Source organism: Myroides phaeus (genome assembly GCF_009799805.1).
Taxonomy (GTDB): Bacteria; Bacteroidota; Bacteroidia; order Flavobacteriales; family Flavobacteriaceae; genus Flavobacterium; species Flavobacterium phaeum_A.
The window spans coordinates 1,548,089-1,561,064 of record NZ_CP047050.1 but is presented as its reverse complement, the minus strand read 5'-3'; the positions used below and the strand labels follow the sequence as shown (position 1 = coordinate 1,561,064).

Genomic DNA, 12,976 nt, shown 5'->3' with positions numbered 1-12,976 from the left:
AAAATGAAAAAGACATTACAAAAAAACATATTCGTTTTAACTGCTTTCCTAATTACTATAAGCTCTTTTTTCGCTTGCTCTACTGAAGATAATGCAAATGGTGAATTTTTAGGTGAAAATAAAATAGTACTGATTCCGCAAACGAGCGTATTTCTAAAAGATAATAGTACTGATGAAACAGTAATAGACATTCATCTTGTAAAAGCAGTAAACACGCCTATTAAACTTAAATTTGCTCTACAAGGCAATATAGTAGAGAATACAAAAATTCTTGATATAGAAAACCCAACTATTGAATTTTTGCCTGGGCAAAAAAAAGCAGAACTAAGGATTAAAAGTACGTCGAGAAAAGTAATTACTGAACCAACAAATATTACTTTATCTCTTGTAGAAAACAATAGTACACTGAATCTTGAAAAACACTTACAATTTACATTACAACCTCTTTCTTCTACTGATGAATTAACATCTGACCAAATAGAGTTACTTGAACACTATAAACGCAATGGTTTAGATTTATTTCCTCTTATTGGGGATGTAGAAATGACAGGAACTATCTACTTTCCTGGTGATGGTAATTTAGAAGCTTTATATGACAAGAAAACAATACAGATTAATGGAATAACAACATTTACATTAAGTGAAAAAGCTACTGCAGAAAAACCAGTATTAAAAATGGTATCTAACGCAATGGGATTAGAAAGTTACTTATACAAATTGTTTAGAGATCTTACTATTGACGACCTTGTATTCTGGAATAATCAAAGTCCAGATGCTCCTCCTGCTAATAAAAACATTATGGAACTTATAGGTCTTACGCGAGAATCTAAAGAAACCTTTGAAGTTATGCTGGATGATATTGAAATAGACTTAAATACTAAAGAAGTTTCTTACATAGGGAAAGGCGAGGATTTTTATGGTGAAGAAATTACAATTATCCCTTTAACATACAGGTATAGTGCCTATGAAAGATTACAAAAATTCATTAATGATAAAAATCCTATCGCGATAGAAAGCATTGAAAATGGAGGTAATATTAATCCTGCTGCAATTATAAACAATGCAAATATTGAGGAAGATGACTATGATAATGACACTTGGACAGAAAGTACTGCAACTTTATCAAAGGACAAACTTTCTTTTAAATTTATAATAGGACACTCTGAAGCTGGAGGATACATAAACATAACTATTAACTACAAAATCAAATAATGACTACATACAAAATCTTATTATCTTCTTTATTTTTATCACTTTGTCCATTTATAACTAATGGACAAAGTCTTTATAAAGAATTACCATCGATACAGAATAAAACAATTGATAGCTTAACCAACGGTTTACAATACATTATTCACCAAACCAAACAACCAAATACAGAATACCGCTTGGTATTTAATATAGGTTCTCTTCAAGAAACAGATGACGAAATTGGTTATGCTCATTTCTTAGAACATTTAGTATTTAATGGTTCGGAAGACTTCCCTAATAGACAAGCAGTTGATACCTTACAAGCGCTGGGCTATAGTTTTGGAAGAGATATTAATGCCTATACGACGTATGAACGTACGGTTTATGAATTGTCTCTTTTAGACCCAAAACAATTAGATTTAGCACTTAATATCTTAGCTAACTTCTTAGGAAAATCTTCTTTAACAGATGAAGCTATTTTAAAAGAAAAGAAAATTGTAATCCAAGAAATTAGAGATTATGGCGTTGAATCTACTTTTACAAAAAAGAAATTAGAGGGAACAAAACACGCGCATCGTTTACCTATTGCAACTGAACAAGATATTATAAATATCGATCACCAACGCTTAAAAGAGTTTTACAAAAAATGGTATTCCTCTAATTTAGCTACAATTATAATCACTGGAAATGTTAATGCTGATAATGCAATAAAAGCAATCCAAAAGAATTTCGGACAATTTAATCCTGCTCCAAATGTCAATAGAAAACAGAATATTTTTGCTTTTAATCCAGTATTCAAAGACAAACTTACTACGCAAGAATCTCCAAACTCAAAAGTGAATAAACTTGAAATAATTCGCTTTGTAAAATCTCCTTTATTAGAATCTAAAGAAGACTTTAAGCTTCAACTTATAGAACATTTATATAACTCATTTTTAAAACAAAAACTGAAAGAGGGAAATTCTAAAGCGAATAACCATTCTACTTGGTATTTATCTAATAGAAATGAAAATGCTTTTGAACTACAAGCTACAACTAAAAAAGAACTCCTTTCTGAGGTTCAATTATTAAGTAGCATTATATACTCAATTGAACAAATTGGAATATCTGAAGAAGAATTATATGTTCTAAAAACTTCTTATTTAAATACTTTAAACAAAAGTGAAATCTCTAATCCTTATTATATAGCAAACTCTTATATTGACCAAGTAGCAGCATATAGCCACTTTTTAAATAATAGCGAAGAAGAACTTTTAGCACAAGAAATAATAGCTTCCATTTCAATTGATGATATCAATACGCATCATAAAAACACTTGGGCAAATGGTACTGCCAACTTATATTTATTCGAATTTAATTCTGATTTATTTGAAATCAAGAACGAAAAAGAATTAGAAAAGAGCTGGAAAAACGGAGCAAAACAAGTAACTAAATTCATTAAAAAGCAACCTACAATCAGTGATGATACAAACGAATTATCGCTAAATTGGGATACAATGCCTCCTATTGCTTTTAATTCAAAAGCTCATATCGTCTCTGAAAAAGAGTACAAAAATATTGGGGTTACCGAAATAACACTTCAAAATGGCTTGCGTATTGCTATTAAACCAACAACGAGTGAAGATAATAATTATATATTATCAATCGCTACACGAAAAGGCCTAAATCAGGTAAAACAAGATGAACGCGCTTTGTTTGAAGAAACTCCTTATTTCTTAGATACTGCTTGGATTAATGGCTTATCTAAAGACAACTATAGTGATATTGGAGCGCAAAAAGATGTTTCTACTTTGATAAGTATGATTGATAATGCCAGTATTGCAAATACTTCAAGTAGACAGGCTAATGCAACTGATTTATTTGAATGGAGCTATAGAAAACTGTATGACTATGTAATTCCTCAAGAAGACTTTGATGAATTTATTGCTGAAGAAATAGAGTCTTTAGCTACTACTCCCACTACACCTAATTATCTGAAAAATCCATTTATCGCTATGTCTCATAAAATAGCTGCGTATAAATTTGGAATAAAGGCCATTAAACAACCATTAAAAACAAAAGAAGACATCCAAAGAATCAACATTAAAAATATGTTCACTCTTTTTGACGCAACATTTAGATCGCCTAAGGATATGTCAATCGTTATCAGTGGAAACTTCTCAGTTAGCGATATTAAAGAAAAGGCAACAGCTTATTTTGGTAGTATTCCCTTGCATAAAAGTACACAGCAAAAGAGTAATATTGCTGATCCTCTAAAAGAGAAAGAAGAAATTACAAGGTCTAAAATAATTGCAACAGAAGCTGAAAGACCAGATGTCTCAATCGTTTTCAAAGGTGATATTAATGCTACACTAAAACAGAGCATTATTGCTCAAATGGTTCGTGAACTTTTAAATGATGCATTTTTAAATGTTTCTCGTGAAAAGGAAGGTTTGGTATATTCACCGTATTCAGATATTGACGTTACTCTATATCCTGAAGCTAAAACGTTTACTTCTTTACATTTTTCTGCAGAGGAAAAAGATCTTGCTACCTTAGAGGAATACGCCAAACAAGCGGTTAAGAAATTACAATCTACTCCGATCAACAACGAGATGTTAGAGCGAATGAAGCGAACAATTCTAAACAACAAAACACTTCACTTAACAAGTAGTAGTACGTACCAATGGGTAGAAAAATTAAGAGAAATATACCTCAACTTTGAAGATTTAAGTGAGTTTGATCAGTATGATACTATATTGCAATCAATCACGACAGAAGACGTCTTAAACACAGCTAAAACAATGTTTAACTTAAATAAATACGGTGTATTCGTTATCGCTCCAAAATAACAACACAAAAAAGCCTCAAGAAGCATAAAACATCTTGAGGCTTTTGTTTTTTTATTTTTTTCGGGCAAATACAACTTGTTGTTGTAATACCTTTCCTACTTTCTGATATAAATCACGTACATATGGATAATCTTTTACCCCTATCACTCCCTTATTCTTTAAAAACAATAAAGTTCCTTCTACTTTATTTGTATCAACAGTAAACTTAACTTGCATTTCTATCCCTGCTTGTTGATTCCTCAACACTACATCTTCGGGTACTTTCTCTACTTCATAGCCTTGTGGAATTGCAATGCTAATCATATAATTTTCCATTGTAGGATATCCAAAATAAATAGGCAACACTCTATTTTCTGCTTCAAAAACTGTTGCGTTAAAATTGTATAATTGAAATGGATTTACAAAAAGCTTATCGTTAAACATTGATACAGCGTTTCTCTTATACAATGAATAATTTACTCTAACATCTTTGGATAAATCTTCCTTAGCATTAAATACTCTAACATTGCTAATTTGTACACCAAATTGTTGTGATTCATACGTCTTACCCAATTGCCATTCGCTACCATTATAACCACTTCTAAAAACAAGTGCATCATAATTAGTGTAGTTTTTAAGTAATTGCCCCTGCATAGAACCATCAATGTTTAATTCAACTTGATATCTATCGGTTATGCCTGAAACAAATTGAGGCATTAAATCAATTGACACAACACTTCCATTGTCTTTAAACAACATTCCTCTACCATTCAAATCTTCTAATGGCAAAATATTAATTCCTGAGTAAGGACTTGTGCCATCCAGTAAATAATAGGCTTCTCCTACTTCAACAGCAGTTATAACGTGATTGTAGTAATTTCTCTGCCAAGTTGTTTTCACGCCATTACTCCTTGTACTTAACAAGACAGGATTAGCCTGCAGACCTATATACCTCAACATACTTGTTAGCATCAAATTTATATCAGCAGAATTTCCAACTCCTTTATTGTATGCTGTTTTTGTACCATTACTCGCGAAAATGCCATAGGTACTATCCCATTTTACTTTTTGTTGCACAAATTTTAAAACCTTCTCTATTTTTTCTTCAGTTGATAAACCTTGATAATCCTCCAGTAAAATATCTCTTTTATAATATTTATCTTGCTTTAATTCACGCGAAAAACCTCGATTATTAGTCAAATCTGTCAAAAATTCTTTCTCGTTCAACAAAACTTTCTGTACAGGTGAAAACGGAAATTGTACTTCTAATAAATCAAAGCGCAAGGAAGCAATATAGTTTATTGGATTATCAATATAGGGCTCGTTAACAAAAGCAGGAACATTAACTACTTCAAATGTCTTTTCAAGTGCATTGACATTAGTTCGTGTTCCTGGTGATACAATTCCTGTCATAGACACTCTCTTTTCAGTTGTTGTCTCTTTCAACTTAACATCACCATTCTGAACAATACTATATTGAAAATACTCAGGTAAAACTACTGTGTATTTTGAGATACGCTTAGGCAAATCACCTTGAATAATCCACTCAGGTAACTCATCAATAAAACTTGTTACTCTACTATATGAATAAGTAACGACATCTCCTTTTTTTGCATTTTTAAATAACACGCCAACTTCTTTCCAATTGCCATAGTCATTCTTTACAACTTCCTCTTTTTCTATTTTTTCCTTAGAAACATCTACCCCTTGCAAAGAAAAAAGTGATGCTTGATGTAAAACTACTTCTTCGCTTAAATAACCTTTAGGAGAATAAGAGACATAGAAAGAAAGCGACTCTCTTGCATCATCTTTATATAATTTGACTTTACGACTAACCTTTTCCGTTACACGAAAACCATAATCTTGAATATAATCCATTGCAACATCAATCTGTTCATTCAAGATTACAGCATCCGCTTCTGGAAAAATAGGATTAGTATTTTCTCTCAACTCCTCTACACTTACTTTCTCAAGAAAACTTTGTGCGTAAGTTGAAGGAATATTCATAAATAAAACAAACGCCAATAAGGGATATAAATATTTCATTCTTTCTTTTATTAATCTCTAAACGATAAAGGTAAAAATTCCAACGTACATAAAGTATGACATTGTACAAATAAAAAAACCAAGACTATTCGTCTTGGTTTCTTCCATCTTTATAAATATCTGTTCGATAATGTTCTTCTTCACCATCTAATATCTGAATATAACTTTTATATCTTGACCAAGCTAAAACATCTTCATCAAGCGCATCTTTCACAGCACAATGTGGCTCTTCTTTATGCAAACAGTTATTAAACTTACATTGGTCTTTCAATGCAAAAAACTCAGGAAAATAGTCTCCTACCTCTTGCGGTTCCATATCAACAATACCAAATCCTCTAATTCCGGGAGTATCTATAATACTTGCGTCAAAAGATAAATCATACATCTCTGCAAAGGTCGTTGTATGTTGTCCTTGTTGATGTTGCTCTGAAATCTGTGCGGTCTTTAAATTCAGTCCTGGCTCAATTGCATTAATCAAAGTTGATTTCCCAACTCCTGAATGTCCAGAAAACATAGAAACCTTTCCTGTCATTCGTTCTTTAATCGCATCAATTCCTTTTCCTGTCAATGCAGACACACGTAAACATTCGTATCCTATTTGCGAATAGATGTATTGCAAATACAATTGTTCATCTAAAGCATCTTCAGAATACGTATCAATTTTATTAAAAACTAATACTGTTTTAATCCCGTAAGCCTCAGCTGTAACTAAAAAACGGTCAATAAAACTTGTTGTTGTTACAGGATTATTAATAGTAACTATTAAAAAAACTGTATCTATATTAGAAGCAATAATATGTACTTGTTTAGACAAGTTTACAGATTTACGAACGATGTAATTCTTTCTTGATTCAATCTTATTAATTACTCCAGTCGTAACATCATTTGTAGTCTCAAGTTCAAACTGAACGTGATCACCAACAGCTATTGGATTGGTACTTTTAATACCTTTTAATCTGAACTTTCCTTTGATACGACAATCATAGAAATGTCCTTCTTCATTTTTTACCGAGTACCAACTTCCTGTTGACTTGTAAACTATACCTTTCATAAATAGTATTGCCCTCTTGTTTTATTCTTTGTTAATAATTTTATCTTGTCTATAAATACTCTCTTGGTGAATTGCTGTATAAATAGCTGTAATAAATTCTTCAGTAAACCCAATGTGCTTACCTTCTTCTTGCATTTTCTCCAAAATTGTAGTCCAACGTCCTTGTTGGAAAACAGCAACGTTCTTCTCTTTTTTCAACGTACCAATTGCATCTGAAATCAACATACGCTTTCTTAAAAGATCTAAAAGTTTACTGTCCATATCGTCAATCTGAATACGATATGCTTGTATTTGTTGTAAAAACTCTTCCGTTTCATCTGTAACATTTCTCACTTTCAAGTTATCTAAGATATCTTGTAATTGATCAGGTGTTACTTGTTGTGGTGCATCACTCCACGCATTATCAGGATCACAATGTGTTTCAATCATTAATCCGTCATAATTCAAATCAAGTGCTTGCTGCGATACTGCAAATATCTTACTTCTATTTCCAGTAATATGTGATGGATCACAGAAAATTGGAATATTAGGCAAATGTAGCTTTAAATCTAATGGTATTTGCCATTCTGGGTTATTGCGATACTTTGTTTTTTCATAAGTACTAAATCCTCTATGAATAACTCCTAATTTAGCAATTCCCGCTTTAGCAAGACGCTCAATTCCCCCCATCCATAAAGATAAGTCTGGATTCACTGGATTTTTTAACAAGACAACTTTATCAGTTCCCTTCAAAACATCTGCAATTTCTTGAATAGCAAACGGATTTACTGCTGTTCGAGCACCAATCCATAAGATATCTACATCGTGTTCTAAACACAACTGCACGTGTTCTGCTGTTGCAACTTCTGTAGCAATCAACATTCCTGTCTCTGCTTTTACTTGTTGCAACCACTTCAATCCAATGGCTCCTACTCCTTCAAATCCTCCTGGACGTGTACGAGGTTTCCAAATCCCAGCGCGAAATACTTTCACTTCTTTCGGTAGTGATTTAGCGATTTTCATAACCTGTTCAGGCGTCTCTGCACTACAAGGTCCTGCAATGATCGCAGGATTTTGTCCTTGAAATAAAGACAACCAATCCTTGTTAATGTTTACTTTTTCCATTGGCACAAATTTAATAGTATTACTTTAATAACGACGTAAAGAATAGGTAAGATTAACACCTATTATTTACAAAAGAGAAATTAAAGATAACATATCTAAATTATAAAATTGCACTTAAAATCGATTTTTATACGATAAATACTTACTTTTAACCACATTACTACAAAAATTATATCGAAATGACATTACTTACGTTCACGCTAATTATGTTTTTAGGAGCATTTGCAGCTGGATTTATTGGTTCTCTTTCTGGTTTAGGAGGAGGAATCATCATAATCCCTTTACTTTCTGTATTTTTAGGAGTAGATATGCACTATGCTATTGGTACTGCTTTAGTAGCTGTTATAGCAACTTCTTCTGGATCGGCTTCAGCTTACGTAAAAGAGGGAATTACAAATATGAGACTCGGAATGTTTTTAGAAATAGCGACAACAGCCGGTGCTGTAATTGGAGCTTTAATTTCTACCAATGCCCCAACATCAGTATTAGCAGTTATATTTGGTGCAACATTAGTGTTCTCTTCTATAAATTCTCTTCGCAAAAAAGAAGACCATTTGGTTACTCCGGAACAATCAAGCACACTTACGCACAAATTAAAATTAACGAGTACATTCCCTACTCCCTCAGGAGAAAAAGTTAAGTATGGGATGACAAACATCATCGGTGGTTTTAGTATGATGGGGGTTGCTGGTATGATGTCTGGTTTATTGGGAATTGGCTCTGGTGCTTTTAAAGTGATTGCAATGGATAGCATTATGAAGGTTCCTTTTAAAGTTTCTACTACAACAAGTAACTTTATGATGGGTGTTACTGCAATTGCCAGTTCAGTGATCTATATTCAAAAAGGATATATTGAACCAAGTATATGTATGCCTGTTATTATTGGGGTACTAATTGGTTCGATGGTTGGCGCTAAAGTGCTGATGAGAGCGAATACTAAAAAACTAAAAGTGTTCTTTGCTTTCCTAATTTTAGTTTTAGCTGCAAATATGATTTATAACGGAGTACTTGGAAATATTTAACCTTATGACTACAAAGAAATTTAACGATACAGATTTACAAGCAATCATTGGAAATGTCTTGCGATATGGCGTATTATTAGCTCTATCAGTTGCTCTAATAGGTGGTATCATCTTATTGTTTACCCAATCGGGAGAAACAGTAAACTTTGCAACATTTACAGAAAAACACGACAATATATACATTGTGTTTAACAATATCATCAGCGGTGTAGCCCAAGGAGATGGTGAAGCAATTATATTTTTAGGAGTATTGTTATTATTCCTTACACCTGCCCTGCGTTTAGTGCTATCACTACTCTCTTTTTTCTTGGAAAAAGATTGGTTATATATTGTTATTACATTGATTGTTATTGGGATAATTGGCCTAAGCGTATCTTTCGGTTTTTCTCATTAAAATAACTACATTTGTTACTCTAATACTTATAAACAATGTCACTACTCGTTAAAAACATCAGTAAAATATACGACGATCAAAAGGCCTTAGACAACATTAGCTTTTCTATTCCAAAAGGACAAATAGTTGGCTTTTTAGGTCCTAATGGAGCTGGTAAATCAACATTGATGAAAATACTTACAACCTACATTCACAGTGATGAAGGAAAAGCTTATGTAAACGAGTTTAACGTTGAAACAGAAAGAAAAAAAGTACAGCAATCAATCGGATATCTACCAGAACATAATCCACTTTATTTAGATATGTATGTTAGAGAATACCTGCAATTTAATGCAGATATATACAAAGTTAACAAACAACGCATAGAAGAAGTGATTGAGCTTACTGGACTTACACCAGAAGCACATAAGAAAATCGAACAGCTTTCTAAGGGATACCGACAAAGAGTAGGTCTTGCAACTGCTCTTCTTCACAATCCTGATGTTCTAATTTTAGACGAACCTACCACTGGATTAGACCCTAACCAATTAGTAGAAATCAGAGAGCTTATTAAAAACATAGGGAAAGATAAAACTGTTTTCCTTTCTACTCACATTATGCAAGAGGTTGAAGCTATTTGTGAACGTGTGATCATTATCAAAAAAGGACAGATAGTAGCTGACCAGATGTTAACGGATATGTTAGAACATCAAAACGAACAAATCATTGCTGTTGAATTTGATTACAAAATTGAAATTCAGTTTATCAATCAAATTCCAAACCTTGTTAAAGCAAATCATATACACGATACACAATGGGAGTTGTTTTTCCCTATCGAAGGAGATTACCGTGGTACTGTTTACGACTTTGCACAAGAAAATGGTTTAAAAACATTATCATTACAAGTAAAAAGTAAGAACCTCGAAAAACTATTTAGAGAAATTACTAATGCATAAAAAAAGAGCTGTCTAAAGACAGCTCTTTTTATTTATCGTCAACTTATTTCTTTACAAAATAATGTTATTGCTTTTTAAATAACCCATTGATTTCTGCATCAATCTTATTGATAACATCTCCTAAGTCTTCTGGATTATCAACGAAGTCTAAATTATCAACATCAATGATTAATAATTTACCTTTATCATACCCTTTAATCCACTCTTCATATCTATCGTTCAAACGATTCAAATACTCAATTGAAATAGAGTTTTCATACTCTCTACCTCTTTTGTGAATTTGTCCCACTAAATTAGGAACTGAGCTTCTTAAATAGATTAATAGATCAGGTGCTCCTACTAACTCTTGCATTAATTCAAACAAAGAAGAATAGTTCTGGAAATCACGGTTAGACATTAACCCCATTGCGTGTAAGTTAGGTGCAAAAATATGGGCATCTTCATAAATAGTACGATCTTGAATAATCGACTTACCACTTTGTCTTATCTGTAAAACTTGGCGAAAACGACTATTTAAAAAGTAAACCTGCAAATTAAAAGACCATCTATCCATCTGATGATAGAAATCATCTAAGTACGGATTGTCAACTACATCTTCATAATGAGGCTCCCAATTATAATGTTTTGCCAATAAATTTGTAAGCGTAGTTTTTCCTGCGCCAATATTTCCTGCAATAGCTATATGCATTACGGTAATTTTATAAGGTAATTATTTATTTTCTGTTCCGCAAAAATACTCAATTTTTGAGTGTTATAAAAGAAGCTTGAAATGCTTTTTTCCGGAACGGCAATCGGATATACTTTATTCTGCACCAAATCAACGTAATATACTTTATTTTGGTAGCTATAAATTAATTTCTGTAAGTCTATAATCTGAATCTGATCATAGTTAGTAGGCAACGCATAATCAAATATTGTTTTTCCTGTCAAGCCTACTGCGTGCACAATATTGTTATTATCTACATAAAAGAAAGCTTGGGGCAACGAATAATAATTCTTTATTCCACCCTCTGGCAACGTAAATACACGGTGTAATTCATACGTTGTACTACTATATAAACTAACACTTCTATTTGCACTATTCACTATCCAATAATTGCGCTTCGTACTATTAGAAAGGTATTCCATTTCCATACTCGGAAACTTTTCCCCAAATTCTACAGTGCCTACTGGAGCTAAGTCTTTATTAAGTATAACAACTGATTTGTCTTCTTTAAAAAATAGAAGTATCTGCAACGGATTACTGAAATCTACTTGCGTTAACGCACCTTTATTTTTATTTGAATAATTTACAGAAGTATATCTTGTAACTTTTTTAAAGACATTTCCTTCTTCTGTTAGATAAGTACTATCATAAATATCTTTCCCAACAAACAATTGCCCTTTTGTCAAGTTCTCACTGTTGAGCAATTTTACTTTAATACTATCTTGTGCTTGTACATTCAAAGAACAAACAAACAAAACAAGAAGAGAAAATATCTTTTTCATAAACGTAATTTTTAACAGTTACTTACTTCTCAAAAGTTTGAAAGGTAAATGAGTATTGATGTTTCTCATCTATACTGTGAAACTCTTCTTTTTTCAACTTCCACTCCCCCAGTGAAAATTCAGGAAAAAAGGCATCTGCATCTAAACTTGTATGAACTCTTGTCAACTCAATTCTATCTGCAAATGGTAGAGCTAATTTATATATTTCACCACCTCCTATTACAAACACCTCAGCTTGTTCTTTTACAATTGCTAAAGCGTCTTCTAAACTCGCTACAACAATACATCCTTCTGATGCTGTATAGTCTGCTTGTCTTGTAATGATAATATGTGTTCTATTGGGCAATGGCTTAGGAAAAGACTCAAACGTTTTTCTCCCCATTATAATAAAATGGTTTGATGTTAAGTTTTTGAAATGCTTAAAATCATCTGGCAAATGCCATAACATTTCATTGTTCTTTCCCAAAGCATTATTTTCTGCTGCTGCAGCTATTAAAATAAGCTTCATTGTATTCTTTTATTAGAAATCAGAATTCGTTTTTGTTACATCAGTATTTTTCTGATCTAAATCTCTTTTTACATCTACTAAAGGAAAATCTTTTTCAACTCTTGCTCTTAGCTCTTTAATTCGCTCTTCCTGTTTCTCGATCAATCGCTTCACTTGTTTATCTTCCCATTTTTTCCCCATAAAACTGTCAACAATCAATACGTTCACAGCGTGTAAAAAAACAAGAATAGACCACGCTCCAATAGCATAAGGCCACCAAACAACTGTATTAGCAGGATCTTGAATAAAAGCGTTAAAGCAAAACATCAAAACACTTCCCAAGAAAAAAACAGCGAAGTGAAAAAACAATAACTTTTTTTGTTTAACTCTTCTACGGGCGTAATCATACGCTTCATAAGGATTCTTATTGTCCATAGCTATATCGTTT

The 12,976-nt window shown here is 32.4% G+C and carries 12 protein-coding genes; 5 read left to right on the top strand and 7 right to left on the bottom strand.

All coding sequences use genetic code 11. From position 1 onward, the window contains the following. Positions 1–3 precede the first annotated feature (3 nt). Positions 4–1,212, top strand: coding sequence for a DUF4929 family protein (locus GQS07_RS07010; protein WP_158210193.1), 1,209 nt, complete (start codon positions 4–6; stop codon positions 1,210–1,212). After that, positions 1,212–4,022, top strand: coding sequence for a M16 family metallopeptidase (locus tag GQS07_RS07005; RefSeq protein ID WP_158210192.1), 2,811 nt, complete (start codon positions 1,212–1,214; stop codon positions 4,020–4,022). The genes GQS07_RS07010 and GQS07_RS07005 overlap by 1 nt, the downstream gene beginning before the upstream one ends. Positions 4,023–4,073: 51 nt before the next feature. Here the strand turns inward: GQS07_RS07005 and GQS07_RS07000 are convergent, their stop codons facing one another. The 3 genes from GQS07_RS07000 to GQS07_RS06990 form a co-directional block, all read right to left on the bottom strand. Further along, on the bottom strand, positions 4,074–6,047 hold the full coding sequence (locus tag GQS07_RS07000; protein ID WP_158210191.1) for a DUF3857 domain-containing protein: 1,974 nt from the start codon (positions 6,045–6,047) through the stop codon (positions 4,074–4,076). An 85-nt stretch (positions 6,048–6,132) separates the two neighbouring features. Continuing rightward, positions 6,133–7,098, bottom strand: a complete 966-nt coding sequence (gene rsgA, locus GQS07_RS06995; protein WP_158210190.1) for a ribosome small subunit-dependent GTPase A — start codon at positions 7,096–7,098, stop codon at positions 6,133–6,135. A 21-nt stretch (positions 7,099–7,119) separates the two neighbouring features. Continuing rightward, positions 7,120–8,202, bottom strand: coding sequence for a chorismate mutase (locus GQS07_RS06990; protein WP_090408948.1), 1,083 nt, complete (start codon positions 8,200–8,202; stop codon positions 7,120–7,122). A 179-nt stretch (positions 8,203–8,381) separates the two neighbouring features. On the opposite strand from GQS07_RS06990, the gene GQS07_RS06985 reads away from it, so the two are divergent. The 3 genes from GQS07_RS06985 to gldA are packed head-to-tail and all read left to right on the top strand — an operon-like array spanning position 8,382 to position 10,553. Next, positions 8,382–9,224 (top strand): sulfite exporter TauE/SafE family protein, encoded by an 843-nt coding sequence (locus GQS07_RS06985; RefSeq protein ID WP_158210189.1) that lies wholly within the window; start codon positions 8,382–8,384, stop codon positions 9,222–9,224. Positions 9,225–9,228: 4 nt separating this feature from the next. After that, positions 9,229–9,618, top strand: a complete 390-nt coding sequence (locus GQS07_RS06980; RefSeq protein ID WP_158210188.1) for a DUF1634 domain-containing protein — start codon at positions 9,229–9,231, stop codon at positions 9,616–9,618. A 35-nt stretch (positions 9,619–9,653) separates the two neighbouring features. Then, positions 9,654–10,553: a gliding motility-associated ABC transporter ATP-binding subunit GldA gene (gene gldA / locus GQS07_RS06975; protein WP_090408941.1), complete on the top strand. Its 900-nt coding sequence runs from the start codon at positions 9,654–9,656 to the stop codon at positions 10,551–10,553. Positions 10,554–10,617: 64 nt separating this feature from the next. On the opposite strand, the gene GQS07_RS06970 is transcribed toward gldA, so the two are convergent. Genes GQS07_RS06970 through GQS07_RS06955 form a run of 4 tightly spaced genes read right to left on the bottom strand, consistent with a single transcriptional unit; the run spans position 10,618 to position 12,963 of the window. Then, positions 10,618–11,241: a deoxynucleoside kinase gene (locus tag GQS07_RS06970; protein ID WP_158210187.1), complete on the bottom strand. Its 624-nt coding sequence runs from the start codon at positions 11,239–11,241 to the stop codon at positions 10,618–10,620. Beyond that, positions 11,241–12,041: a hypothetical protein gene (locus GQS07_RS06965; protein ID WP_158210186.1), complete on the bottom strand. Its 801-nt coding sequence runs from the start codon at positions 12,039–12,041 to the stop codon at positions 11,241–11,243. Before GQS07_RS06965 ends, GQS07_RS06970 begins: the two co-directional genes overlap by 1 nt. A gap of 22 nt (positions 12,042–12,063) precedes the next feature. Further along, complete coding sequence (locus GQS07_RS06960) at positions 12,064–12,549, bottom strand: dihydrofolate reductase (RefSeq protein ID WP_158210185.1); 486 nt, start codon at positions 12,547–12,549, stop codon at positions 12,064–12,066. A gap of 12 nt (positions 12,550–12,561) precedes the next feature. Beyond that, entirely contained in the window at positions 12,562–12,963 is a 402-nt protein-coding gene (locus GQS07_RS06955; protein WP_158210184.1) for a 2TM domain-containing protein, read from the bottom strand. Positions 12,964–12,976: the final 13 nt, after the last annotated feature.

Coding starts and splice junctions, on each gene's coding strand:
- GQS07_RS07010 (WP_158210193.1), top strand. CDS start 4: ATGAAAAAGACATTACAAAAAAACATATTCGTTTTAACTGCTTTCCTA.
- GQS07_RS07005 (WP_158210192.1), top strand. CDS start 1,212: ATGACTACATACAAAATCTTATTATCTTCTTTATTTTTATCACTTTGT.
- GQS07_RS07000 (WP_158210191.1), bottom strand. CDS start 6,047: ATGAAATATTTATATCCCTTATTGGCGTTTGTTTTATTTATGAATATT.
- rsgA (WP_158210190.1), bottom strand. CDS start 7,098: ATGAAAGGTATAGTTTACAAGTCAACAGGAAGTTGGTACTCGGTAAAA.
- GQS07_RS06990 (WP_090408948.1), bottom strand. CDS start 8,202: ATGGAAAAAGTAAACATTAACAAGGATTGGTTGTCTTTATTTCAAGGA.
- GQS07_RS06985 (WP_158210189.1), top strand. CDS start 8,382: ATGACATTACTTACGTTCACGCTAATTATGTTTTTAGGAGCATTTGCA.
- GQS07_RS06980 (WP_158210188.1), top strand. CDS start 9,229: ATGACTACAAAGAAATTTAACGATACAGATTTACAAGCAATCATTGGA.
- gldA (WP_090408941.1), top strand. CDS start 9,654: ATGTCACTACTCGTTAAAAACATCAGTAAAATATACGACGATCAAAAG.
- GQS07_RS06970 (WP_158210187.1), bottom strand. CDS start 11,241: ATGCATATAGCTATTGCAGGAAATATTGGCGCAGGAAAAACTACGCTT.
- GQS07_RS06965 (WP_158210186.1), bottom strand. CDS start 12,041: ATGAAAAAGATATTTTCTCTTCTTGTTTTGTTTGTTTGTTCTTTGAAT.
- GQS07_RS06960 (WP_158210185.1), bottom strand. CDS start 12,549: ATGAAGCTTATTTTAATAGCTGCAGCAGCAGAAAATAATGCTTTGGGA.
- GQS07_RS06955 (WP_158210184.1), bottom strand. CDS start 12,963: ATGGACAATAAGAATCCTTATGAAGCGTATGATTACGCCCGTAGAAGA.